Origin of the sequence: Arthrobacter ulcerisalmonis (assembly GCF_900609065.1) — a bacterium.
Lineage (GTDB): Bacteria > Actinomycetota > Actinomycetes > Actinomycetales > Micrococcaceae > Arthrobacter > Arthrobacter ulcerisalmonis.
Window position 1 is genome coordinate 102,398 of record NZ_UXAU01000038.1, and the last position, 24,524, is coordinate 126,921.

General features: G+C 62.8%; 22 protein-coding genes. 15 read left to right on the forward strand and 7 right to left on the reverse strand.

The genetic code is table 11. The features are described 5' to 3' along the window. Nucleotides 1–61 precede the first annotated feature (61 nt). The 5 genes from PSET11_RS13405 to PSET11_RS13425 all read left to right on the forward strand — a co-directional run bounded on the left by PSET11_RS13405 (nucleotide 62) and on the right by PSET11_RS13425 (nucleotide 5,561). Nucleotides 62–1,147, forward strand: coding sequence for a PhoH family protein (locus tag PSET11_RS13405; protein WP_124092822.1), 1,086 nt, complete (start codon nucleotides 62–64; stop codon nucleotides 1,145–1,147). Next, nucleotides 1,144–1,617 carry an rRNA maturation RNase YbeY gene (ybeY, locus tag PSET11_RS13410; RefSeq protein WP_124092823.1) on the forward strand — a complete coding sequence of 158 codons (474 nt, stop codon included), beginning with the start codon at nucleotides 1,144–1,146 and terminating at the stop codon, nucleotides 1,615–1,617. The genes PSET11_RS13405 and ybeY overlap by 4 nt, the downstream gene beginning before the upstream one ends. Next, entirely contained in the window at nucleotides 1,614–2,945 is a 1,332-nt protein-coding gene (locus tag PSET11_RS13415; protein ID WP_124092824.1) for a hemolysin family protein, read from the forward strand. Before ybeY ends, PSET11_RS13415 begins: the two co-directional genes overlap by 4 nt. Continuing rightward, nucleotides 2,929–3,888 carry a GTPase Era gene (gene era, locus PSET11_RS13420; RefSeq protein WP_124092825.1) on the forward strand — a complete coding sequence of 320 codons (960 nt, stop codon included), beginning with the start codon at nucleotides 2,929–2,931 and terminating at the stop codon, nucleotides 3,886–3,888. The genes PSET11_RS13415 and era overlap by 17 nt, the downstream gene beginning before the upstream one ends. Before the next feature lie 98 nt (nucleotides 3,889–3,986). Continuing rightward, nucleotides 3,987–5,561 (forward strand): LCP family protein, encoded by a 1,575-nt coding sequence (locus tag PSET11_RS13425; protein ID WP_124092826.1) that lies wholly within the window; start codon nucleotides 3,987–3,989, stop codon nucleotides 5,559–5,561. 72 nt (nucleotides 5,562–5,633) lie between these two features. On the opposite strand, the gene PSET11_RS13430 is transcribed toward PSET11_RS13425, so the two are convergent. Further along, entirely contained in the window at nucleotides 5,634–7,586 is a 1,953-nt protein-coding gene (locus PSET11_RS13430) for a M13 family metallopeptidase (RefSeq protein ID WP_124092827.1), read from the reverse strand. A 250-nt stretch (nucleotides 7,587–7,836) separates the two neighbouring features. Between PSET11_RS13430 and leuA the strand changes: the two genes are divergently transcribed. The 3 genes from leuA to PSET11_RS13445 all read left to right on the forward strand — a co-directional run bounded on the left by leuA (nucleotide 7,837) and on the right by PSET11_RS13445 (nucleotide 11,313). Continuing rightward, nucleotides 7,837–9,576, forward strand: a complete 1,740-nt coding sequence (leuA, locus tag PSET11_RS13435; RefSeq protein ID WP_124092828.1) for a 2-isopropylmalate synthase — start codon at nucleotides 7,837–7,839, stop codon at nucleotides 9,574–9,576. A 157-nt stretch (nucleotides 9,577–9,733) separates the two neighbouring features. Next, nucleotides 9,734–10,486, forward strand: coding sequence for a DNA repair protein RecO (gene recO, locus PSET11_RS13440; RefSeq protein ID WP_124092829.1), 753 nt, complete (start codon nucleotides 9,734–9,736; stop codon nucleotides 10,484–10,486). Between the two features lie 2 nt (nucleotides 10,487–10,488). Next, the gene (locus PSET11_RS13445; RefSeq protein ID WP_124092830.1) at nucleotides 10,489–11,313 is read left to right on the forward strand and encodes an isoprenyl transferase; all 825 of its coding nucleotides are present in this window, start codon (nucleotides 10,489–10,491) and stop codon (nucleotides 11,311–11,313) included. Here PSET11_RS13445 and PSET11_RS13450 read toward each other — a convergent pair. Continuing rightward, on the reverse strand, nucleotides 11,274–12,263 hold the full coding sequence (locus PSET11_RS13450) for an alpha/beta hydrolase (RefSeq protein ID WP_124092831.1): 990 nt from the start codon (nucleotides 12,261–12,263) through the stop codon (nucleotides 11,274–11,276). The genes PSET11_RS13445 and PSET11_RS13450 overlap by 40 nt on opposite strands. Nucleotides 12,264–12,324: 61 nt before the next feature. On the opposite strand from PSET11_RS13450, the gene PSET11_RS13455 reads away from it, so the two are divergent. After that, nucleotides 12,325–13,401 (forward strand): quinone-dependent dihydroorotate dehydrogenase, encoded by a 1,077-nt coding sequence (locus tag PSET11_RS13455; RefSeq protein WP_124092832.1) that lies wholly within the window; start codon nucleotides 12,325–12,327, stop codon nucleotides 13,399–13,401. A gap of 85 nt (nucleotides 13,402–13,486) precedes the next feature. Here the strand turns inward: PSET11_RS13455 and PSET11_RS13460 are convergent, their stop codons facing one another. Then, a complete protein-coding gene (locus tag PSET11_RS13460; protein ID WP_124092833.1) occupies nucleotides 13,487–14,086 on the reverse strand; it encodes a DUF3043 domain-containing protein in 600 nt (199 codons plus the stop codon). Nucleotides 14,087–14,168: 82 nt separating this feature from the next. Between PSET11_RS13460 and PSET11_RS13465 the strand changes: the two genes are divergently transcribed. From PSET11_RS13465 to PSET11_RS13485, 5 genes are all read left to right on the forward strand, one after another. Beyond that, nucleotides 14,169–15,617 (forward strand): dipeptidase, encoded by a 1,449-nt coding sequence (locus PSET11_RS13465; protein WP_124092834.1) that lies wholly within the window; start codon nucleotides 14,169–14,171, stop codon nucleotides 15,615–15,617. 173 nt (nucleotides 15,618–15,790) lie between these two features. Next, entirely contained in the window at nucleotides 15,791–16,180 is a 390-nt protein-coding gene (locus PSET11_RS13470; RefSeq protein WP_124092835.1) for a HesB/IscA family protein, read from the forward strand. Between the two features lie 186 nt (nucleotides 16,181–16,366). Next, nucleotides 16,367–17,239 (forward strand): aa3-type cytochrome oxidase subunit II, encoded by an 873-nt coding sequence (gene ctaC, locus PSET11_RS13475; RefSeq protein ID WP_124092836.1) that lies wholly within the window; start codon nucleotides 16,367–16,369, stop codon nucleotides 17,237–17,239. 10 nt (nucleotides 17,240–17,249) lie between these two features. Then, nucleotides 17,250–18,977: an aa3-type cytochrome oxidase subunit I gene (gene ctaD, locus PSET11_RS13480; protein ID WP_124092837.1), complete on the forward strand. Its 1,728-nt coding sequence runs from the start codon at nucleotides 17,250–17,252 to the stop codon at nucleotides 18,975–18,977. After that, nucleotides 18,974–19,375: a cytochrome c oxidase subunit 4 gene (locus PSET11_RS13485; RefSeq protein ID WP_124092838.1), complete on the forward strand. Its 402-nt coding sequence runs from the start codon at nucleotides 18,974–18,976 to the stop codon at nucleotides 19,373–19,375. The genes ctaD and PSET11_RS13485 overlap by 4 nt, the downstream gene beginning before the upstream one ends. Before the next feature lie 120 nt (nucleotides 19,376–19,495). Here the strand turns inward: PSET11_RS13485 and PSET11_RS13490 are convergent, their stop codons facing one another. Further along, nucleotides 19,496–19,819: an HPr family phosphocarrier protein gene (locus PSET11_RS13490; RefSeq protein ID WP_124092839.1), complete on the reverse strand. Its 324-nt coding sequence runs from the start codon at nucleotides 19,817–19,819 to the stop codon at nucleotides 19,496–19,498. A gap of 199 nt (nucleotides 19,820–20,018) precedes the next feature. Here PSET11_RS13490 and PSET11_RS13495 point away from each other — a divergent pair, with 199 nt between their 5' ends. After that, on the forward strand, nucleotides 20,019–20,789 hold the full coding sequence (locus PSET11_RS13495) for a GntR family transcriptional regulator (RefSeq protein WP_124092840.1): 771 nt from the start codon (nucleotides 20,019–20,021) through the stop codon (nucleotides 20,787–20,789). 114 nt (nucleotides 20,790–20,903) lie between these two features. Here the strand turns inward: PSET11_RS13495 and qcrB are convergent, their stop codons facing one another. From qcrB to qcrC, 3 genes are all read right to left on the reverse strand, one after another. Continuing rightward, nucleotides 20,904–22,574 carry a cytochrome bc1 complex cytochrome b subunit gene (gene qcrB, locus PSET11_RS13500; RefSeq protein ID WP_124092841.1) on the reverse strand — a complete coding sequence of 557 codons (1,671 nt, stop codon included), beginning with the start codon at nucleotides 22,572–22,574 and terminating at the stop codon, nucleotides 20,904–20,906. Continuing rightward, nucleotides 22,552–23,622 (reverse strand): cytochrome bc1 complex Rieske iron-sulfur subunit, encoded by a 1,071-nt coding sequence (gene qcrA, locus PSET11_RS13505; protein WP_124092842.1) that lies wholly within the window; start codon nucleotides 23,620–23,622, stop codon nucleotides 22,552–22,554. Before qcrA ends, qcrB begins: the two co-directional genes overlap by 23 nt. Nucleotides 23,623–23,721: 99 nt before the next feature. After that, nucleotides 23,722–24,510 (reverse strand): cytochrome bc1 complex diheme cytochrome c subunit, encoded by a 789-nt coding sequence (gene qcrC, locus PSET11_RS13510; RefSeq protein ID WP_124092843.1) that lies wholly within the window; start codon nucleotides 24,508–24,510, stop codon nucleotides 23,722–23,724. Between the last annotated feature and the right edge of the window lie 14 nt (nucleotides 24,511–24,524).

Here is a 24,524-nt window from a genome sequence, read left to right on the forward strand (position 1 = left end):
CAAGCCTGCCAGGAAGCGTACTTTGAACCTCGAGGGGACTACGGGCCTGCGGGCCAACACTATGACTGAATCAGCGAATGGAAAGCGCCGTGCCTCGGGAGATGGCGGGGTTGCAGACTTCCCGCATTCACTGCCCGGCATCCGGACCGAGGTGGTGGTCTTTGAAAACTCCGATCAGATGGTCCAATCCCTGGGCAGCCACGATGAGGCACTGCGCTTCATCGAAGAGCAGTTCCCCGACGTCAACTTCCACGTCCGCGGCAACGAACTCACCATCAGCGGTCCCACGCGGGACGTGCCACGGATCATGCGCCTCATGCAGGAGATCAAAGGGCTCGTAGCCCGCGGCACGATCATCAGCACGGCAGTCCTGGAGCAGCTGGTTTCCATGCTCCGCACGCAGTCCGTGCAGAACCCCGTGGACGTCCTGACCCACGACATCCTCTCCAGCCGCGGCCGCACCATCCGCCCTAAAACCCTGAACCAGAAGACGTACGTGGACGCCATCGATGCGAACACCGTCATCTTTGGCATTGGCCCGGCGGGCACCGGCAAGACGTACCTCGCCATGGCCAAGGCCGTGCAGGCGTTGCAGCAGAAGGAAGTCAGCCGCATCATCCTGACCCGCCCCGCCGTCGAAGCCGGCGAGCGGCTGGGCTTCCTGCCAGGGACCTTGAGCGACAAGATCGATCCGTACCTGCGGCCGCTCTACGATGCCCTGCACGACATGATGGACCCCGAATCCATTCCACGGCTGATGGCTGCCGGAACCATTGAGGTGGCACCGCTGGCGTACATGCGTGGACGGACCCTCAATGACGCGTTCATCATCCTTGACGAGGCCCAAAACACCACCCCGGAACAGATGAAGATGTTCCTGACCCGGCTGGGCTTTGGCTCCAAGATGGTGGTTACCGGTGACGTGACGCAGGTGGACCTGCCGTTCGGCACCCGCTCCGGACTGCGGGTGGTGGAGGAAATCCTGACCGGAATTGATGACGTGAACTTCTCCACCCTCGACGCAACAGACGTTGTCCGGCACCGCCTGGTCGGTGACATCGTCAAGGCCTACAGCACCTGGGATGACACCCAGCGGAGCCGCGTCAAGCAACCGGCCAGCAGCCATAAACGGGGAGAAACGGCATGAGCATCGAAGTCAACAACGAGTCGGGCGTCGAGGTTCTTGAGGCGGACCTGGTTGCCCTGTCGCGCTACATCTTCGAACAGCTCTACATCCACCCCCAGGCCGAGCTGTCCATCCTTCTGGTGGACGAGCCTGCCATGGAGAAGCTCCACATCGAACTGATGGACGAGCCGGGCTCCACGGACGTGCTGTCGGTGCCTATGGACGAGATGACACCTGGCACGCCGGGCCGGCCTACGCCACAGGGCATGCTGGGCGACATTGCCATCTGCCCACAGGTCGCCAAGGTCCAGGCCAAAAATGCGGGCCACTCGCTGCAGGACGAAATGCTGCTGCTGACCACCCACGGCATTTTGCACTTGCTGGGCTATGACCATGCCGAGCCGGAGGAGAAGACCGAAATGTTCGGCCTCCAGCGCGAACTCCTGACGGGCTTCACCGGAAAAGAAGCTCCCGCAGAGACCACTTCGTGACGCCGCTGCTCCTGGTGCTGATGGCGCTGGTCTTCCTGGCCATCGCTGCACTCCTCACCGCCGCCGAAGCGGCTTTCAATTTCCTGCCACGGCACGACGCCGAAGACGCCCTCGAGCGCAGCCGCGGCAATGCCATGCGCAAGATCCTCGCCCAACCGGTGGCGCACATCCGGGCCTTGCGGTTTTGGCGGGTGTGGTTCGAGACGGCCTCGGCTGTCGCCGTGGCAGTCCTCTTCCACAGCCTCCTCGACAATGTCTGGCTTGCCGGACTGGCGGCCACGGGCATCATGGCGCTCCTCGGGTTTGTCCTGGTGGGCGTCTCGCCACGCCAGCTCGGGCGGCTGCACTCCGCCGCCATGGTCCGCTTTACCGCACCACTCATCCGGTTCCTCACCTGGGTCCTCGGCCCGATTCCCCGGTGGCTGGTGGCGCTGGGCAGTGCTGCGGCCCCAGGGGCTCCCGGTGGCGACGAGGCGTTCTTCAGCGAAGAGGAATTCCGCGAGCTGGTGGAGCGTGCCAGCGAGTCGGACATGATCGAGGACACCGAAGCCACCATGATCCAATCGGTCTTCGATTTCGGCGACACCCTGGTCCGCGCTGTCATGGTGCCCCGCACTGACATCCTCAGCGTTGACGCCGGCTCCAGCCTGCGCCACGCCATGTCGCTCTTCCTCGGCTCGGGGTACTCCCGGATGCCGGTGATCGGCGAAAACAACGACGACATCCGCGGGATCATCTACCTCAAGGACGTGGCGGCTGTCCTCCACGAACTCGGTCCAGGCCAGGAACCGCCACTGGTGGAATCCCTTACCCGCGAAGTGCGGTACGTGCCGGAGTCCAAACCCGTGAGCGATCTCCTCAGCGAACTGCAAAAGGAATCGACCCACGTCGCCATCGTCATCGACGAGTACGGCGGAACCGCCGGTTTGGTGACGTTGGAAGACCTGTTGGAAGAGATCGTCGGTGAGATCGTCGACGAGTACGACACCGAAAGCGCCGAAGCTGTTGCCCTGGAGGACGGCTCCTACCGGGTCAGTTCGCGCATGAGCATCGATGATCTCGGCGAACTGTTCGACGTGGAATTGGACGACGACGAGGTGGACACCGTGGGTGGACTCCTCGCCAAAGCCTTGGGCCGGGTCCCCATTGTGGGCAGCGCCGTTGAAGTCCACGGCGTCAGCCTCCGGGCCGACCGGCTCGAAGGACGCCGGAACCGCGTCAGCCACATCATTGCGGCGCAGGTTCCAAGAGTAGACACTGACCTTGAAGACCTCCTCGTTGAGGCGGAAGCAACCCAGCAGGGAGTTCCACGTGAACAAGAAAAATAAAGACTCCAGCGACGACGAGTTCGGCGGCTTCCGGGCCGGTTTCTCCGTCTTGGTAGGCAGGCCCAACGCGGGCAAATCCACGCTGACCAACGCGTTGGTGGGGCAGAAAGTGGCCATCACCTCGGCCAAGCCACAGACCACCCGGCACACGATCCGTGGGATCGTGCACCGGGAGGACTCCCAGTTGATCTTGGTGGACACTCCGGGCCTGCACCGCCCGCGCACCCTCCTGGGCAAGCGGCTCAACGACCTGGTGGCCGACACCCTGGCCGAAGTGGATGCCATTGGCTTCTGCCTGCCGGCGAACGAGAAAATCGGTCCCGGCGACAAATACATCGCCGCGCAGCTTGCCGCGCTGGGCAACAAACCCATCATTGCGATCGTCACCAAGACCGACACCGTGGACCGGCAGGCGCTCACCGAGCAGCTGCTCGCCGTCGCGGCCCTGGGCCGGGACGTGCTGGGCGACGACGGCTGGAAAGACGTGGTGCCAGTCTCCGCGACGGACGGATTCCAGGTGGAAACCGTCGCCGACGTCCTCATCAGTCACATGCCGCCGTCGCCTCCGCTGTACCCGGACGGGCACCTGACCGACGAACCTGAGGCCGTCATGGTGGCCGAACTGATCCGCGAGGCTGCGCTCGAAGGCGTCCGGGACGAACTGCCGCACTCCCTGGCCGTGGTGGTTGAGGAGATCGTGCCGCGGGAGGGCCGGCCTGAGGACAGCCCGTTCCTCGACGTCCGGGTGAACCTGTATGTGGAACGGCCGTCGCAGAAGGCCATCATCATTGGTAAGGGTGGCAGCCGGCTCCGCGAAGTGGGCACGAATGCCCGCAAAGGCATCGAAGCGTTGCTGGGGACCCGGATCTATCTTGATCTCCACGTCAAGGTTGCCAAAGACTGGCAGCGCGACCCGAAACAGCTGGTCAAACTCGGCTTCTGAACCGCCCCGGCGACCCCGCCGGGGTGGTCAATCCGGCGTTTTCCCAGAATGAGCCACTAAAATGGGTCGGATTTTGTTTTTAGAGGAAGGTTCATCACGTGGGGCGAGGCCGCGATCAGCAGGACACCGGCGGTGCTGGTTCAGCCGCGCCCGTAACCGGGAACCGTCGCTCTGATGGCGTCCCTGCGGGGGCCGCCCGACACCTCCGCCCGGAACGGCGACTGCCGCTGTGGCTCAAGGTGGTCACCACGGTGCTTGCCGTCGTCGTGGTTGGCAGCCTCGCGTTTGGCGGGTTTTGGTTCCTCCGCCTGCAGAACAACATCTCCAAGGCGCCGCTCAACGCTGGTGGCGGGAACCCATCGGAGCAGGTCGATGACGCAACCGGCCGGATGCAGATCCTGATCCTGGGCTCCGATACCCGCGATGGCAAGAACGCAGATTACGGCACGGCCGACGATTCCACGGGCTACGGCAACTCGGACGTCATGATGCTGATGGATATTTCTGCTGACAACAAGCGGGTCAACGTCATCAGCTTCCCGCGTGACCTGCTTGTGGACATTCCGCAGTGCACCGATGAGAAAACCAAGCAGACCTACCCAGCCCGCAGTGGCGTGATGATCAACGAGGCCATGGCCGAGGCCGGAATTGGCTGCGCCGTGGACACGGTCAACAAGCTCACCGGGATGGAAATTGACCACTTCATGATGGCGGACTTCAACGCCGTCAAGGAGCTGTCCAACGCTGTGGGCGGCGTGAACGTGTGCGTCAGCGACGCGATCTACGACCCCGATTCCCGGCTCCGCCTGCCGGCCGGCACCTCCGCCGTCCAGGGCGAACAGGCACTCGCGTTCCTCCGGACCCGGCACGCCTTTGCTGACGGCGGCGACCTCGGCCGAATCAAGGCCCAGCAAGGCTTCCTGTCCTCCCTGACCCGGAAAATCAAGGACGACGGTACCCTTTCGGACCCCGTGAAGATGCTGAAGATTGCCGACGTCGTCACCCAGAACCTCACCGTCGATGAGGGCCTCGGTTCTGTGCCCACCTTGTTGACCATCGGCAACCGGCTCAAGGATATCGACGTCGGAAAGGTCGCCTTCGTTGCTGTCCCCACCACCCCGGCGGCCCTCGATCCGAACCGGCTCGAGGTGGCCCAGCCAGCCGCGGGTCAACTGTTCGCGGCGCTTCGCCAGGACGTTGACCTGACGGACCCCACCGCGCCCACGACGCCCAGCGCCGCTCCCAGCCCCACGCCGTCGGCCGTTCCAACCGAGACCACCCCTGCAGCGCCGCCGTACGACAAGGCCTTGCAGCCTGTCTCCGTCTCCAACGCGACCGGCACGGTGGGCCGCGCCCAGGAGATCGTCCAGGCACTGGTTTCTGGCGGGTTTACCCAGGTCAGCCAGTTTGACGCTGCAGTGGTGTCGCAGACGACGATCTACTACAGCGCCGACTTTGCCGATGTCGCCGCGGATACCGCAGCGCTGCTGGGGATCCCGGCCACGCAGATTGTCGCCTCGGCGAATGTCTACGGAGTCCAGATCTCTTTGGGCTCGGATTTCACTTCCGGCACTAAATACGGCGCTACCACGGCGCTGCCCGACAACATCGTGAGCCAAACAGCAGGGGACGCGGTCTGCCAGCAGGCCAATCCGGAACTCATCGTTCGCTGAGCGCCTTTTGGCAGATGATGGCAATGGCCGGGCCCCATGGGGACCCGGCCATTGCCATTGCTGCAGGTGTGGCTACCAGATGCTCACGCGCTCTGCCGGTGGCATCCACATACCGTCTTCTTCGCCCACGTTGAAGGCATCATGGAAGGCGTCCAGGTTCCGGGCAATAGCATTGGTCCGGAACTCGTTGGGGGAGTGGGGATCCGTTGCCAGCCTGCGGATTGCTTCCTCGCTGCGGATCACCTGCCGCCAGCCAGCCGCCCACGAAGCGAAGAACCGCTGCTCGCCCGTGAAGCCATCGATCACTTCTGGTTCTGTTCCGTCCAGGCTGAGCTGGTAGGCCTTGTAGGCGATGGTCAGTCCGGCCAGGTCACCAATGTTTTCGCCCAGGGTAAGCCTGCCGTTGACGTGGTGTTCCGGTGCGGCGATGGGCGCCAGCGCATCATATTGGGCTACCAGTTTGGTGCTCAGGACCTCGAACGCGGCCCGGTCCTTGTCAGTCCACCAGTTACGCAACGCACCGTTGCCGTCGAACTGGGAGCCCTGGTCATCAAAGCCGTGCCCAATTTCGTGGCCAATGACGGCACCGATACCGCCGTAGTTAACTGCATCATCGGCGTCGGCCGTGAAGAACGGCGGCTGCAAGATGGCCGCCGGGAACACGATTTCGTTCATCAGCGGGTGGTAGTAGGCGTTGACGGTCTGCGGGGTCATCAACCATTTGTTGAGGTCAACAGGCTTTCCCACCTCGTCGAGGTGCCTGTCGACGTCGGCGTTGTGGGCTCGCTCCACGTTACCGAGCAAATCGGTCGGGTCGATCGCCACCGCTGAGTAGTCGATCCATTCCTCCGGGTAACCGATCTTTGCCCGGAAACTCTCCAGCTTTCGCAACGCTTCGGCCTTGGTGTCTTCGCCCATCCACGACACAGCCTGGATGCTCTCCCGGTAGGCGGCGATAAGGTTCGAGACGAGTGCCTGCATCCGTTCCTTGTGGGACTCGGGGAAGTGTTTGCCAACATAGATCTGCCCCACAGCCTCGCCCAGGGCAGCTTCAACCACTGCCACACCGCGTTTCCAGCGGTCCTTGTTGCGAGGCGTTCCGCTGAGGGTGGTGCCGTAAAACGCGAAGTTGGCAGCCACCACATCGCTGGACAGGTACGGTGCTGCGGCACTGACCACCCGCATGGCCAGCCATTCCTGCCAGGCCTGCAGCGGGATGGAGTCGATCAGCGATGCGGCGCCGGCAAAGAAGTCAGGAGTGCTGACCACGAGTTCCGTGCGCTTGGCCGGCTCAACCCCGGCCGCTTCAAACCACGGGGCAAGCTGGGGGAACAGCGTCTGGGCTTCTTCGGCCGATTTGAGGTTATACGTCTTGAGGGGATCGCGCAGCGTGACGTTGTCCCAGTGGTGGCTGGCCAGTTGCGTCTCCAGGTCCAGCACCCGGTCCGCAGCAGCAGGGGCATCTGCCACATCCGCCAGCGCCAGGATCCGCGCCACATGCTCGCGGTAGGCAGTCACCATGGGTGCAAACTTCTCGTCACGGTAGTACGACTCGTCAGGAAGGCCCAGCCCACCCTGGCCGAGGTAGAGCAGGACCCGGTCCGGATTCCCGGCGTCCGGTGACGGGTAGATCGAGAACAGGCCACTGACATCGGCCCGGAACAAACGACCCGTGAGTGCCACCAACTCAGCTGTTGAGGTGGTGCCAAAAACGTCCGCCAAGCGCTGGCGGATGGGCTCGATCCCCTTCGCTTCTGCCGTGGTCTCGTCCATGAAGCTCGTATAGAGGTCACCGATCTTGCGCTCAATGCCACTTGCCTGTTCGGCCTTTGCTGCGGCCGCTTCAATGATGTCCCGGACAGCGGCTTCCGAGCCGTCGCGCAAGGCAGTGAAGGTTCCTTCGAGGGACCTGTCATCAGGAATTTCCGTGACCTTGAGCCAGGCGCCATTCACATGTTGGTAAAGGTCATCCTGCGGCCGGACGGTGTCATCAATTGTGGTCAGGTCGATCCCCGAAATGGGCACTGATTCTCCTTTTGCTGACGCGCTGCGGCCGGTTGAATCCGGTATGCGTCTGCATGGTGGACGTAACGGACGGTAGGACTCTTTCATCTTACGCACCCGTGTTACCCTCAGGTGGTGCGTGCAGAACTCCTTCTCCTTAGCTGCCGCGGCGAGGCCTCAGACGCGATTTATGCGCAAGGCCCATCCTCGCTGCGGAGTTAGTGTTGCCCGGCCTACTTTCGAAGCAGATCTATAGAAAAGGCCCATAGCCATGCACAATGCACAAAAGCCCTCCGGTATGCCTGCACACCGCTACCAGTCCTTCCAGGACCAGATCACCGTTGAGATGCCGGACCGTACCTGGCCGGACAAGCTGATCACCAAGGCACCGCGCTGGTGCGCCGTCGATCTCCGTGATGGAAACCAGGCGCTGATCGACCCCATGAGCCCAGCCCGGAAAATGAAAATGTTCCAGCTGCTGGTCCGGATGGGCTACAAGGAAATCGAGGTGGGCTTCCCGTCCGCTTCGCAGACGGACTTCGACTTTGTCCGTCAGCTGATCGACGGCAACCACATCCCCGACGATGTCACCATTCAGGTCCTCACTCAGGCTCGTGAGCACCTGATCGAGCGCACGTACGAATCACTGGTAGGGGCCAAGCAGGCAATCGTGCACCTGTACAACTCCACGTCCGTGCTGCAGCGGCGCGTGGTGTTCAACCAGGACGAGGACGGCATCCTGGACATCGCCCTGCAGGGCGCCCGGCTCTGCAAGAAGTACGAAGAAACCCTAGTGGACACCAAGATCACCTACGAATACTCGCCTGAGTCCTTCACCGGAACCGAGCTGGAGTACGCAGTCCGGGTATGTAACGCCATTGCCGACGTCTTCGAAGCCTCCGCCGACAGCCAGGTCATCATCAACCTGCCTGCCACGGTGGAAATGGCCACCCCCAACGTCTACGCCGACTCCATCGAATGGATGAGCCGGAACCTGCACCCACGCGAAGGCATCATCCTCTCCCTGCACCCGCACAACGACCGCGGCACGGGTGTCGCAGCCGCCGAGCTGGGCTACCTGGCAGGTGCCGATCGCATTGAGGGCTGCCTGTTCGGCAACGGTGAGCGAACCGGCAACGTTGACCTCGTCACCCTGGGCCTGAACATGTTCGTGCAGGGCATCGACCCCATGATTGACTTCTCCGACATCGACGAAATCCGCCGCACCGTCGAATACTGCAACCAGTTGCCCGTGGCTGAGCGCGTCCCGTACGGCGGAGACCTGGTCTTCACTGCGTTCTCCGGTTCGCACCAGGACGCCATCAAAAAGGGCTTCGACGCGCTGGAGCGTGATGCCGCAGCCGCCGGCAAGGACGTCGCGGACTTCACCTGGGCCGTTCCCTACCTGCCCATTGACCCCAAGGACCTGGGCCGCAGCTACGAGGCCGTCATTCGCGTAAACTCGCAGTCCGGCAAGGGCGGCGTGGCGTACCTGCTGAAGAACGAACACAGCCTGGACCTGCCGCGTCGCGCGCAGATCGAGTTCTCCGGTGTAATCCAGAAGCGCACCGACACTGTGGGCGGCGAGGTCAGCGGCGCCCAGCTGTGGCAGGCCTTCCAGGATGAGTACCTGCCGTCCGGTGAGTCCGACGGCAAGTGGGGCCGTTACTCCTTGGGTAAGGTCAGCACCGAAACGGACGCCGACGGCGGCATGACCCTGCACGCCTCGCTCACCGTTGACGGGGTGGCCGTTAATCGCACGGGCACCGGAAACGGTCCCATCGCCTCGCTGCTGAGCATCCTGCGCGAAGACGGCGTCGACGTCCGCGTGCTGGACTACAGCGAGCACGCCCTGTCTGAAGGTGGCAGCGCCAAGGCAGCCGCCTACGTTGAGGCGGCCGTGGGTGACCGCGTGCTGTGGGGTGTGGGCATCGACGCCAACACCAGCATGTCCTCGCTGAAGGCCGTCATCTCCGCCGTCAACCGGGCCGTCCGGGACGCCCAGGCCTAGGTTGTTCCGTCGGGCCGCTGGAACTTTTCAGCGGTCCGACGGTCGCACCGGGCACTCCGGTTCCGTGATTCTGTGCGCGGGCGCACTGTTGTATCTGGTTTGATGGTTCGGTGCGGCCTGGTGCCGTGTGCCCCGCCGAAGATGGGAAGATGTCCACGTGGCCCAACAGTCTTTCGCTTCCCGCGCGTACCGCGACGACGCCGTGGTCCTGCGTACCCACAAATTGGGCGAGGCAGACCGGATTATCACTCTCCTGACCAAGCACCATGGCCAAGTCCGAGCCGTGGCCAAAGGCGTCCGCCGAACCAGCAGCCGGTTTGGGGCCAGGTTAGAGCCTTTTATGGTGGCTGATCTGCAACTGATATCGGGCCGCTCACTCGATATCGTGACGCAGGCTGTGGCCAAGGGGGCGTACGGCGGCACCATTGCGGCTGACTACGGCCGCTACACCGTCGCCGCAGCCATGACGGAGACGGCTGAAAAGCTGACGGACGTGGACGGCGAGGCAGGAACCGCTCAATACAACCTTCTGGTGGGGGCGCTGGCAGCCCTGAGCCGGGAAGACCACGCGGCCGGCCTGATTCTAGACTCCTACTTGCTGCGCGCCTTGGCCACGGGTGGCTGGGCACCCAGTTTCACCGACTGCGCGCGTTGCGGCAGGCCCGGACCTCACACTGCATTCTCGGCTCCGCTTGGCGGAATGGTCTGTGCTGACTGTCGCCCGCCGGGATCCCCAGCTCCTGCTGCAGAAACAGTGATTCTGCTGGCGGCGCTGCTGACCGGAGACTGGCCCACCGCCGACGCCTCGGCTGCAGTACACCGAAAGGAAGCTGCCGGGCTGGTAGCAGCCTACCTCCAGTGGCACCTGGAACGAGTCCTCAAATCCCTCAAGCATGTGGAGCGAAGCTGACAGTGGCACTGGGTAAGAAGAACAGCACCATCCGGCAGCGAACAGAGCCGGTGTTGGCACCGTACCCGCACCCGTCCGGCGCAGTGGCGCCCCGGATTCCGGCGGAGTTTGTGCCACGGCACGTGGCTATCGTCATGGACGGAAATGGTCGGTGGGCAAATCAACGGGGGCTGCCCAGAATCGAAGGGCATAAGGCTGGCGAGCCGGCACTCCTGGACGTCATGGCAGGCGCCATCGAACTCGGCATCGAGTACGTCAGCGTGTACGCGTTCTCCACCGAGAACTGGCGGCGTTCGCCCGAAGAGGTCCGCTTCCTGATGGGATTTAACAAGGACGTGCTACGTCGGCAACGGAACCAGCTCAACGAGTGGGGCGTCCGCGTGCGGTGGTCGGGCCGGCGTCCCCGCTTGTGGGGTTCGGTGATCCGTGAACTGGAAGAAGCAGAGGAATACACCGCGGGCAACAGCACCTGCACGTTGACCATGTGTGTTAATTACGGTGGTCGGGCCGAGATCACGGATGCTGTTTCGGCCATTGCAGCCGAGGTCGCAGCTGGCCGGCTCAAACCGAACGCCATTACTGAGCGCACCATCCAGAAATACCTCGACGAGCCCGACCTGCCCGATGTGGACTTGTTCCTCCGCAGTTCCGGAGAGCAGAGGCTCTCCAACTTCCTGCTGTGGCAATCGGCTTATGCAGAGTTCGTCTTCATGGACACCCTCTGGCCGGACGTGGATCGTCGCACCCTCTGGGCAGCCGTTGAAGAGTACGCGCAGCGAGACAGGCGCTACGGCGGGGCCGTAGACGCGGCCGCGGCCGGACCGTAGCCGCGGAGCCAACGGGCGAGCCGCTGGTACGCTTCGGCGCGGACGGCGGCGGGGGAGAGGAAGACATCGTGCAGGGCCCCCTCGATCCGCTCCACGGTGACGCTGGCGCCCAGGTCAAGGGATCGGATGGCGATGGTGCGAACGTCCAGCACCGCATCGCTCCGGCGCATTTCTTCGGACCAGATCATGCCGTTGGCGCTGCCATGGGAGATGAGCACCAGGACGGGAATGCGGAGGTTCAGCCCGGCTGCTACGTCGGCGTGACCGGCGAGGATGGCTTTCAACCACCCGACGCGGACCGGGAAGGCCATGGGCGGCCGAAGGGAATCGTTGAGGTCCCACTCACCGTCGGCCGAGCTGCTGATGGTGCGCCAGTAAAAACCGCGCTCGGGGAGTTTCAGGACAGTCTCCGGCCGACGCTGCGCCAACGGTCCAATCAGGCCCGCTGCTGCCCGCCGCACCAGGTGGCTGCCGTGCGTCTCCAGCCATGGGCTGTTCAGGACAAGCGCGCTGACGGCGGTCTGGTTCCGGCTCGCCCACAGGGCGGCCACCAGGCCGCCGGTGGAGTGGCCCATCAGGGTCAGCGGACCCGGCCCACCGTCACCGTCGATCAGTGCGCAGGCGTGCTGGATTTCGGCGTCGTAATCTTTCAGGTCGGCGACGTAGCCGCCGGGACGTCCGGGCTGCAGGCTGCGGCCGTGGTTATGCATGTCCAGTGCGTAGAAGCGGTAGCCGGCAGCCGTCCAGAACCTCGCCAGCTCCGGATTAAAGAAGTAGTCGCTCCAGCCATGCAGGAACAGGACGGCGGGCTGCGGATGCGCGGCGCCGCCCGAAGGCTCCTGGACGCGGTATCGAACCAACGTTGCGGTCCGCTCCACCCCGTCCGGACCCGCCGACGCGAACGGCTGGGACTGGAAATCTTCCCCCAACACATCTGATTCCCATGCCATATCCCCATGCTATTGCGTCGCCCGTTTGGTCTGCGCCGCCCGAGACGGAAAAATAGGGAGCATGCGCGTCTACCCCACCTTTTTCAAGCTTGCCTTCTCCTGGATGGACGCCGAACGCGCCCACACCATCGGCTTCAAGGCCATCCGACTGGCCCACACCACCGGCGCCGGCAAAGTCCTCGCCCGGCTCACCGCTCCGGCGCCGTCCCTGCAGACCTCCACGCTGGGCCTGACCTTTCCCTCGCCGTTTGGACTCGCCGCCGGGTTCGACAAAGAGGGACACGGCATCGAGGCACTTGCCCAGCTGGGCTTCGGCCATGTGGAAGTAGGCACCATCACGGGTCAGGCCCAGCCCGGCAATGAGAAGCCACGCCTTTTCCGGCTGGTGCAGGATCGCGCCGTGATCAACCGGATGGGGTTCAACAACGACGGCGCTGCTGCTGTAGCGCCACGGCTGAAAGCAGCGCGGGCCGCGCTACAGCGGCGGTATCCTGCCGTCCGGCCCGTCATCGGCGTGAACATCGGTAAGACCAAGGCCGTGGAACTGACAGACGCCGTGGCCGATTACCTGGTCAGCGCCCGTACTCTGGCGCCGGCCGCCGACTACCTGGTGGTGAACGTCAGTTCCCCCAACACACCCGGGTTGCGCCTGCTCCAGGATGTGGAGACCTTGCGGCCGCTGCTGACCGCAGTGGGTCGCGAGGCAGATGATGCCGCAGGCCGGCACGTACCCCTGCTGGTCAAGATCGCGCCGGACCTCAGTGATGAGGACATCGACGACGTTGCTGCCTTGGCGCTGGACCTGGAACTGGACGGCATTATTGCCACCAACACCACGATCGGCCGCACCGGGTTGGGCACCGATCCAGCTGAGGTGGAAAAATGCGGCGCCGGCGGTCTCTCCGGAGCGCCACTGAAGGCACGGTCCCTGGAGGTGCTGCGCCGCCTGAAGTCGGCCACCGGGGACGCGCTGACGTTGATCGCCGTGGGCGGGGTGGAGACAGCCCAGGATGTCCAGGACCGTCTCGACGCCGGCGCCACCCTGGTGCAGGGTTATACGGCGTTCCTGTACGAGGGGCCTTTCTGGGCAGCCGGGATCAATCGGCACCTAGCCAAGGGCCGCCGTCGTCCGCTCTGAGCCGCACCCACCAACAGCGTGGTGCCAGAACAAAAGAACCCCGGCGGAATCAATCCGCCGGGGTTCTTTGATGCATATGGTGTGACTAGGAGACGGACGCGCCGCGCTTGACCTGCGGCTTGGGCAGGCGGAGTTTGCGGAACTGTAGGGAGCGCATGGAGCCGTACCAGACGGTACCCCGCTCAACGTCGCCAAACTTGGCGGCAAGGCGCTTCTTCAGGCTCCGGGAGAGGATGAAGACGTCCACGAAGACGGCCAGGAACATCACCCAGAAAGCGCCAAGGACGTAAACCATCATTTCGCTGGCGGCCGGGACCAAAAGCGAGACAAGAACAAAGACCAGCGCGCCAAACATCAGGTATTCACCGAGGCTGAAACGGGCATCCACAATGTCGCGGACGAACCGCTTCTGCGGACCCTTGTCGCGGAGCGGCAGGAATTTCTCATCTCCGGTATCGAGGGCCTGGCGCATTTTTTGCCGCTGGTCCTGAATGACCTGCCGCTCTGCTGCCTTGGAGGCCTTGCGATCCTCGGGGACCAGAGGGCGCTTGCGCGCAGCTTCCTGGGCTTTACGCGTGGGAGTGGGAACTCCCTTTCCGGGTCCACTGAGCTGTGCCGCCGCGGCCGCAGCCTGCTGGTCAACTATGTCCTGCGCCGAGGGCGCTTCCTTTTTACGTCCAAACACCCCTACAGAATACCTTGCGGGGGCACGCGGTCCCGCTCCTGCGCAGCATCCGAGAGAATGCCGACGGCGGTAGGGTGTGGCCATGACTTCTTCACCTACAGCCAATCCGTCGGATTCCACCCTGCCCACACCCCAGGGCGCGGATGTCAGCGCGGCTGCGGATCACCTCCGCAGCGCCATCGATGCTTCGTTCGCTTCCACCCGCCAACACCTCAAAGATCTGGTGGCCATTCCAGGGATTGCCTGGCCGAGCTTCGACCAGGCGCCCCTGCAGAGCAGCTCCGAGGCGGTAGCCGGGCTCCTCCGCGCCGCCGGACTGGATGACGTCCAGATCCTGGCGTGCGCCAAGCCCGATGGCACCCAGGGCGGGCCAGCCGTCGTCGGCCGTCGACAAGCCGTAGACGGCAAGCCGACTATCCTGCTTTACGCACACCACGACGTGCAGCCGCCGGGGGACGAGGACCTGTGGGACACGGAGCCGTTCGTCGCGGTGGAGAAGAACGGTCGGCTGTACGGCAGGGGAGCGGCGGATGACAAGGCCGGCATCATGGCGCATGTCGCTGCCTACACCGCCGTGACTGAGGTATTGGGTGACCAGCTGGGCCTCGGCGTCACCTTCTTCTTCGAGGGTGAAGAAGAAGCCGGCTCGCCCACCTTTCGTGCGTTCCTGGAGGCCCACCGCGAGCTCCTGCGGGCAGACATTATTGTGGTGGCAGACTCCAGCAACTGGAAGGTGGGCATTCCCGCGCTCACCACCAGCCTGCGCGGCCTCGTTGACGGCGTCATCGATGTCCAGGTCCTGGAGCACGCGGTCCACTCCGGAATGTTTGGCGGCCCGGTCCTTGACGCCCCGACGCTCCTCTCGCGCTTGATCGCCACACTGCACGACGACGACGGCAACGTCGCCATCGCCGGGCTGGTCGCCACCGACACGGCAACAGTTGACATGGCTGAAGCTGACTACCGTGCCGATGCGTCAGTTCTTGACGGTGTTCGCCTTGCGGGCACAGGCAGCCTCGCCTCGCGCCTGTGGACCAAGCCAGCATTGTCCATCATCGGCTTTGATGCACCGGCCGTTGACGTCGCCTCCAACACACTCATTCCACGGGCCCGCGCCAAGTTCAGCCTGCGCCTGGCACCCGGCCAGGATCCGGCCGCAGCGATGGCCGCCGTCGAGCAGCACGTGGCGGCCAACGCACCCTTCGGTGCGAAGGTGACGTTTACACCGGGGGAGAGCGGCAACCCGTTCCAGACGGACACCTCATCGCCCGCCGCAACGCTGGCCATGTGGGCGCTGGGCGAAGCTTGGGGAGTACCCGCCGTCGAAACCGGGATTGGCGGGTCCATCCCCTTCATCGCCGACCTGACAGAGCTCTACCCGGACGTCCAGATCTTGGTGACCGGCGTCGAAGATCCTGATTCCCGGGCCCACAGCGCCAACGAGTCCCTCCACCTTGGCGACTTCCGCAACGCCATTGTTGCCGAGGCCCTCATGCTGGACCGACTCAACCGGGAGGGGCTGCAGCCTTAACGGACTGCTTCCCTGGCAGGGGACCAGGGAACAAGCCGGGTGTTCCCATAGTTACGCAAGGAGTTAGAGCTATATGTCTGTCGGACGTAGCATGTAGCTATAGCCCATACCGAAAATGTAGGGGCAGGCTTCGCTGACGCGGGGCCGCCAGATCGTCCTAAGAAGGTAGGCCAATGAGCACTGCAACCAATGAGAACGCCACCGAAACCGTCAGCGCGGCCAGCGATGAGCTGGCCAGCCACGAGGTCAAGCTGTCTGACGTCGCTGCGGGTAAGGTACGCAGCCTTCTCGAACAGGAAGGCCGCACAGACCTGCGCCTCCGGGTTGCCGTGCAGCCCGGCGGTTGTTCCGGCCTGATCTACCAGCTCTACTTCGATGAGCGACTGCTCGACGGCGACGCCGTGCGTGACTATGACGGCGTTGAAGTTGTTGTCGACAAGATGAGCGTTCCTTACCTGTCCGGTGCCAGCATCGACTTCGAGGACACCATCGCGAAGCAGGGCTTCACCATCGATAACCCCAATGCAGGCGGCTCGTGTGCCTGTGGCGATTCGTTCCACTAAGCCGGTTCTTTCGCCCGATGCCGGCGCCGTTCCTTCAGTCACGAAAATGGCTGCAAGGCACGGCGCCGACATGTGGGCGAAACGCCCGGCGGAGCGGTAAGCTCTACACCGAGTAGTAAAACTTTCAGTGTGCCCCGGGAACCTTTAAGTTCCCTGGTCAACAGCATCAAGTAGGAAGGGCCGTCTGTGAGTTCGCAGAACCGAACCGGCAGCCGACGCAAAACGATCGTAACGATCACTGGCTTGGCAATGGCCGGCGCGTTGGTTTTGACCGGATGTTCGCCAGAGGTAGAGAGAGGGTGGCTGCCCACCGAGCGTGGCACCACCAGCAACACCGATCGCATCATGGACCTCTGGGTCAACTCATGGATTGCCGCCCTTGTGGTTGGCATCATCACGTGGGGCCTGATCGTCTGGTGCCTGGTGGCTTACCGTCGCCGGAAGGGAACAGTTGGCTTCCCCCGGCAGACCAGCTTCAACCTCCCGCTCGAGGTCTTCTACCTGACGATCCCGCTCTTCATGGTCTTGGTGTTCTTCTACTTCACCGACCGTGACCAGCAGGCCATCGATGACCGCTCCCAGCCTGCCGACGTCGTTGTTGACGTCCGCGGCAAGCAGTGGGCCTGGGACTTCAACTACAAGGCTGGCGAGGTCATCAACGAAGACCTCCACGAAGCCGGCGTGCAGGCCAACCTCACGGGCAACACCATCGACAAGGAACTGCTTCCCACGCTGTACCTGCCGGTGAACAAGTCCGTGGACCTGGAGCTCAACGCCCGCGACGTTATCCACTCCTTCTGGGTTCCCGCCTTCCTGCAGAAGCGCGACATGATCCCCGGCAAGACCAACTACATAAGGTTCACCCCCACTAAAGAGGGAACCTTCGACGGCAAATGTGCCGAACTCTGCGGTGAGTACCATTCCGAAATGTTGTTCCGCGTCAAGGTGGTCTCGGAAGCTGAATTCCAGACCCACATGGACGGACTCCGGGCAGCAGGAAACACAGGCCTTCTCGGCGCTGAGTACGACCGCAATCCGAACCTGAACGAAGTTAAGTAAGGGAATCGACGTGGCTACGTACACTCAATCCGCACCCACCGAGGCCTTGTCGGCCCCCGTGGTACCCAAGTCCAAGGGACGCATCGTCGTCAACTGGATCACCTCGACCGACCACAAAACGATCGGGTACATGTACCTGATCGCGTCGTTCATCTTCTTCTGCCTGGGCGGCGTCATGGCCCTCCTGATCCGGGCCGAGCTCTTCGAGCCCGGCATGCAGATCCTGCAGACCAAGGAACAGTACAACCAGCTGTTCACCATGCACGGCACGGTCATGCTCTTGATGTTCGCAACCCCGCTGTTTGCGGGCTTCGCCAACGTCATCATGCCGCTCCAGATCGGTGCACCTGACGTTGCCTTCCCGCGACTGAACGCACTGGCATTCTGGTTCTTCCTGTTCGGTTCCACCATTGCGGTCTCCGGCTTCATCACCCCGCAGGGTGCTGCTTCCTTCGGTTGGTTCGCTTATGCGCCCCTCTCGAACACGACGTTCAGCCCAGGTATTGGTGGCGACCTGTGGGTCTTCGGCCTGGCACTGTCCGGCTTCGGCACCATCCTCGGTGCCGTCAACTTCATCACCACCATCATCTGCATGCGTGCCCCGGGCATGACCATGTGGCGGATGCCGATCTTCACCTGGAACGTCCTGGTCACCGCCATCCTGGTGCTTATGGCCTTCCCGCCACTGGCAGCTGCGCTCTTCGCGCTGGGTGCTGATCGACGCTTTGGGGCTCATATCTTCGACCCGGAAAACGGCGGAGCCGTGCTCTGGCAGCACCTCTTCTGGTTCTTCGGCCACCCTGAGGTGTACATCATCGCGCTGCCCTTCTTCGGCATCGTTTCCGAGATCTTCCCGGTCTTCAGCCGCAAGCCGATTTTCGGTTACAAGGGTCTCGTCTACGCCACCATCGCTATTGCTGCGCTGTCCGTGACCGTCTGGGCACACCACATGTACGTCACCGGCTCGGTACTGCTGCCGTTCTTCTCGTTCATGACCATGCTGATTGCGGTACCTACGGGTGTGAAGTTCTTCAACTGGATCGGCACCATGTGGCGAGGGTCAATTACCTTCGAGACGCCCATGCTGTGGAGCATCGGCTTCCTGATCACCTTCCTCTTCGGTGGCCTGACCGGCATCATCCTGGCATCCCCGCCGCTCGACTTCCACGTATCAGACTCCTACTTCGTGGTGGCCCACTTCCACTACGTCGTCTTCGGCACCGTCGTGTTCGCCATGTTCGCTGGCTTCTACTTCTGGTGGCCCAAGTGGACCGGCAAGATGCTCAACGAGCGCCTGGGCAAGATTCACTTCTGGCTCCTGTTCCTCGGCTTCCACGGCACGTTCCTGATCCAGCACTGGCTGGGTGTCGAAGGTATGCCGCGTCGTTACGCTGACTACCTCGTGGAAGACAACTTCACCTGGATGAACCAGTTCTCCACCGTGTCCTCATTCGTTCTCGGTGCCTCGCTGATTCCGTTCTTCTGGAACGTGTACATCACCTGGCGCAGCAACGAACGCGTCACCGTGGATGACCCGTGGGGCTTTGGCGCCTCGCTGGAATGGGCAACATCCTGCCCGCCGCCGCGACACAACTTCACCTCGCTGCCACGGATCCGTTCCGAGCGGCCCGCACTGGACCTGCACCACCCTGAACTGCGCCAGGTCCACACCGTTGACTCACCGTCACCCGTGGCTAATGTCCTGGGCAACGCCGAGCAGAAGGATGCCTCACAGTGAAAATTGAGACTTGGATCTTTGGCTCGGGAGTCTTCTTCTTCGTCCCCATCTCCATCGTGTACGGCTTCTTGACGCACTGGAATGAATGGGTTGGCACGCTGGGTATCCTCCTGGTGGGTGGACTGGCCGGCATGATTGGCGCCTACCTCGGTTTCACCGGCAAACGTGTGGGTCTCCGCCCCGAAGACCGCAACGACGCCGAAATCCACGAAGGCGCCGGCGAACAGGGTCACTTCAGCCCCTGGAGCTGGTGGCCGCTGGTTCTCGGACTCGCATGCGCCACTGGATTCCTCGGCTTGGCCGTCGGTTGGTGGATTCTCTTCATCGGCGCTGGCCTTGCAGTCGTTGCACTCGTTGGATGGGTGTACGAGTACAGCCGCGGCGACCATGCCCACTAACTAATAGTTCACCTTACGACGGCGGGCCCCACCAAAAATGGTGGGGCCCGCTTCGTTGTTGTTGGTGCTGTCGAGCTGTTGATTCGTTTGAGTGGCAGGTGCGGTATCCGCCCCGGCGAGCTAGGAAGCCTGGCGCACACTCACTGTGGACGTGCTGCTGCTCTGGGCGGACAAGAGGCCCGCGAGGTCCTGGAGGGCTTCCTGCGCCGCTGCAGGGGCGCCTGTGGCCGTGGGTCCCGCATCGGAGATCCGTAGTTCGACCTCGCAGGCATGGTTGAAGTCAGCCGCCATGACCTGCAGCAGGGATCTGGCATCGACGGCAGGAGCACCAGCCTTGGCGATGGTCACTGCGAAGCCTGTGCCGTTGACCGCCCGGACGAAATCCGCCGCAGGCCGGGCATGAAGGCCCAAGGGTGACGCAACTACAGCCTTGAGTACTGGCAAGGTTCTCCTTCAACAGGACAGCTGGGCCGCCGTGACATTTCTTCTAAATATATCTGCTGACAATGAGCGGCAAGGAATCATGAGTTTCTGCGGAACCAGCAGGCCGCGCGCCATCTGGAAAGTCTCCCGACGGCGGCCAGCCGTCACCAGTGGTCTAGACCTGACCTACCATTGAGGAAGAACGTAGCCGAGGAGAACAGTGGCCGCTGGAGCAAAAGGAATCGCTGGCGAAATTGATCGCAGCAGCGGCACCGCCATCTATGTGCAGCTGCGTGAGATTCTGAGGGCGCACATCACCGACTACTGCAGCCCTGGTGCGGCGTTGCCGTCAGAGCGGGACCTGGCGGAGCGGTTTGGCCTGGCACGGATGACTGTCCGCCAGGCCATCGATGCGCTGGTGGGTGAGGAAGTCATTGAGCGGGTAGTGGGTTTGGGCACCTATGTCCGACGCCCCAAAATGGACCTTCAGGTGAAGCTGACCTCCTACAGCGAGGAGATGCAGCGCCGAGGCATGGTCCCCGCTGCCAAGGTCCTCAGCTTCGAGCAGATCGCAGCCAGTGCCTTCCTGGCGCGCGAGCTGCAACTCGAGGAGGGTACCGCTCTGGTACGGTTCAGGCGGCTGCTGCTGGCCGATGGGGAACCCATGAGCGTGGATGAGAACTTCATACCCGCACATCGCGTTCCAGGCCTTCTCGATGGCGAGCCACCCACGTCGCTGTACAACGTCCTCAACGAGCAGTTCGGGCTCGTCATGGAGTGGGGTGAGGACATGATCGAGGCAACAGCCGCATCTCCTTCGACGGCCCGGCTCCTCAACGTCGAAGTTGGTTCGCCGTTGCTGAAGATTCAGCGGCACGCGTTCGTTGCCAAGTCCATGGTGGACTACTCAGTGTCCTATTACCGTGCTGACCGCTACAAGCTGTGGGTCCCGCTGCAGCGGCCTGGCGTGCGCCGCACCCGTACTCGCTGAAAGGGACTTCGGCTTCTCGCCGGCCTGAGTCTCCGCAAGGCAGGCCGCAGCCTTACAGACGATACAAAAATGCCCGGTCCGTGTGGACCGGGCATTTCTGTGTCTTGCGGGTGACTAGTGCGTCAGGGACTTGGAGTCATCTGCTGCTTCGATGGCGGCGTGACCATGGCCGTGTGCGGCTTCCAGTTCCGCCGGGGTAGCCGGAGCAACCCGATCCTCGAAGAACCACTTGGAGAGGAACGCGCGGCGCTTCTCCTTGGCGGTAACAACACCGTTTTCGTTCGGCTCTGCCGGCAGTACCTCGGGGGATTCGAAGTCCACGAGCTTGTAACGCTTGTATTCATCCAGCGGCGCGTGCACCTCGATGAACTCGCCGTGGGGCAAACGAACGATCCGGCCAGTCTCGCGACCGTGCAGCGCGATCTCGCGGTCCTTGCGCTGTAGCGCCAGGGCCACACGCTTGGTCACGATGAAGGCAATGATCGGGCCGATGAAGAACAGGGTCCGAAGCCAGTAGGTGACGTCGTTCAGCGACACGTGGAAGTGCGTGGCGATGAGGTCAGAGCCTGCAGCCGCCCACATCACCGAGTACCAGACGAAGCCGGCGACGCCGATTGCGGTCCGGGTCGGAGCATTGCGAGGACGGTCGAGGACGTGGTGTTCGCGCTCGTCCTTGGTGATCCAACGCTCGATCCAGGGGTACATGAACATCACGGTGAACAGGATGCCAGCAGGCACCAAGGCCGGCAGCAGCACGTTCAGCGTCAGCGTGAAGCCGAAAATCACATACTCAAAGTGGAAGTTGTTGATGACACCGGGCATCAGGCGCAGGGCACCGTCAACGAATCCGATGTACCAGTCAGGTTGGGTACCGGCCGACACGGGGGAGGGGTCGTACGGTCCGTAGTTCCAGATCGGGTTGATGGTGAAGAAGCCTGCCATGAGGGCCAGGACACCAAACACGATGAAGAAGAAGCCGCCAGCTTTGGCTGCGTATACGGGGCCGAGGGGGTAACCCACAACGTTTCCGTCATTCCGGCCAGGACCGGGGTACTGGGTGTGCTTGTGCACAACCACCATGAAGAGGTGCATCACGATCATCAGCAGGATCAGTGCCGGCACCAGAAGGATGTGCAGCATGTACAAGCGGCTGATGATGGCCGTACCGGGGAACTCGCCACCAAAGAGGAAGAACGAGATGTACGTGCCAACGACCGGGATGGACTTGATGACGCCGTCGATGATTCGCAAGCCGTTGCCGGAGAGCAGGTCATCGGGGAGGGAGTAACCGGTGAAGCCGGCGGCCATGGCCAGGATGAGCAAAACGCTGCCCACAACCCAGTTCATTTCCCGGGGCTTGCGGAACGCGCCAGTAAAGAAGACGCGAAGCATGTGCACGGCCACGGAGGCCACGAACAGCAGCGCTGCCCAGTGGTGAACCTGGCGCATGAACAGGCCGCCACGGATGTCGAACGAAATATCCAGTGACGAGCTGTACGCCACGGACATCTCGACGCCCTTGAGGGGAATGTACGAGCCGTCGTAGTGCGTCTCAGCCATGGATGGATCGAAGAAGAACGTCAGGAACGTGCCGGAAAGCAGCAGGATCACGAACGAATAGAGTGCCACTTCACCGAACATGAAGGACCAGTGATCAGGGAAGACCTTCCGGCCGAATTCGCGGAGGATGCCGGAGCCGCCCACCCGCGAATCGACGAAGTCAGTGAACTTGCCTGTTTTGGTCGTGGCGACGAATGCGGGCTCAGCTGTTGTTTGCGCGCTCATGCATATCACGCTCCCAGTAACTCGGTCCTACAGGTTCTTTGAAGTCGCTGGTGGCGACCAAGTAGCCTTCATCGTCCACTGCGATGGGCAGCTGGGGAAGAGGGCGGCTGGCGGGGCCGAAGATCACTTTGCACTCTTGCGTGAGGTCAAAGGTGGACTGGTGGCACGGGCACAGCAGGTGGTGCGTCTGCTGCTCGTAGAGAGCAACAGGGCAGCCAACGTGGGTACAGATCTTGGAGTAGGCAACGATGCCGTTGTAACCCCAATCTTCACGGCCTGCTGAGGGGTTCAGCGAGGCAGGATCCAGACGCATGAGCAGAACGACGGCCTTAGCCTTTTCGTTGAGCTTGCCTTCTTCGAGTTCGTTCAGGCCCTCAGGGATCACGTGGAAAGCTGACCCGATGGTGACGTCCGAGGCCTTGATGGGGGTGCCGTCAGGGTCGCGTGCAAGCCGCTTCAGGTTTCCGTCCTGCGGAGCCCACATGGTGTGTGCGAGCTTGTCGTCAGGGCGGGGACCTAGATCGCCGAAGATGGCGATGGCGGGAAGCGGAGCCAGGGCCACGGCACCAAGCAGCGTATTGCGGATGAGCGGCCGACGCTTGATGCCGGTCTCTTCCAGAATGTCGTCGACGATCCGGACAGCAGCCTGCCGGTCCTCTTCGGTCCGGATGGCGTGGCGCTCTTCGGAGACTTCGTGGTCGGGCATCAGGGCCTTGGCCCAATGCACGATGCCGGTGCCGATGCCCAGCATGGCGAAGGCGGTGCCAATGCCCAGGAGCATGTTCTGCAGCCGGATGGTGGCAATGCCTGCATCGCCACCCAAATCAATGGCGAAGTACGCCACGATGAAGATAATGGTGCCGACAACAGAGAGGCCAAAAAGTAAGGCGACCTGCCGTTCTGCGCGCTTTGCGGCCATCGGATCCGTGTCGGCCAGGCGCAAACGGTGCGGGGGAATTCCAGGATCTTGGAACTTCTCCACCTCATTCTGACCAGCCTTAGCTACGGTGCCCGAGTGGCTCGGACTGCCGTCACTATGGTTGCCCATAATTCGCCTCATCCTTCTCTCGTCCCGGCGGCTGCCGGGTTAGTTTCTAATTTCAAGCTGCTGACGAATCAGCAGAAGTTGTGCGGTGTTGCGGAGACGTCAGGACGTCCGGGAGGTAAGCCAGATGGTGAAGGCGATGATGACGCCCAAGCCGGCGATCCAGACGAAGAGACCTTCAGCAACCGGCCCCAAGGAACCAAGGTCTGCGCCGCCCGGCGAACCGGAGGACTCGATCTGCTTGAGGAAGGTGATGACGTCGCGCTTACCCTCAGGAGTGATGTTTGAATCACTGAAGACGGGCATGTTCTGCGGGCCGGTAACCATGGCTTCGTAGATGTGCTTGCCGGTGACATCGGCAAGGGCGGGAGCAAACTTGCCACGCGTCAGGGCACCGCCAGCAGCAGCAGCGTTGTGGCACATGGCGCAGTTGGTGCGGAAGAGCTCGCCGCCAGCAGCGGCGTCGCCGCCCTCATCCAACAGGTGTTCCTCAGGAATTGCCGGGCCAGCTCCCAGGGAAGCTACGTAGGCTGACAACTGGTGAGTCTGTTCGTCGTTGAACTGGGCCGGCTTCTTCATGGCCTGCGGGCCATTCATCTGCATCGGCATCCGGCCGGTGCCGACCTGGAAGTCGACTGCGGCAGCGCCGACGCCAACCAGTGACGGGCCGGCGGGGGAGCCGCTGGCACCCATGCCGTGGCACGTGGCGCAGTTGGCGGCGAAGAGCTTGCCACCTTCTTCAGTGTCATTGGCACTGTACGTGGTGGTGGATGCCTTGGCCTCATTGACGGTGGTCGCGACGGCGTAGAGGCCACCCATGACCAGGAGCCCCATAAGGAGCAGGGCTACTGCTGCTAGTGGGTGACGCCGCTTTTGCGAGAGAGCCTTCACGTGGTGGTTCCTTT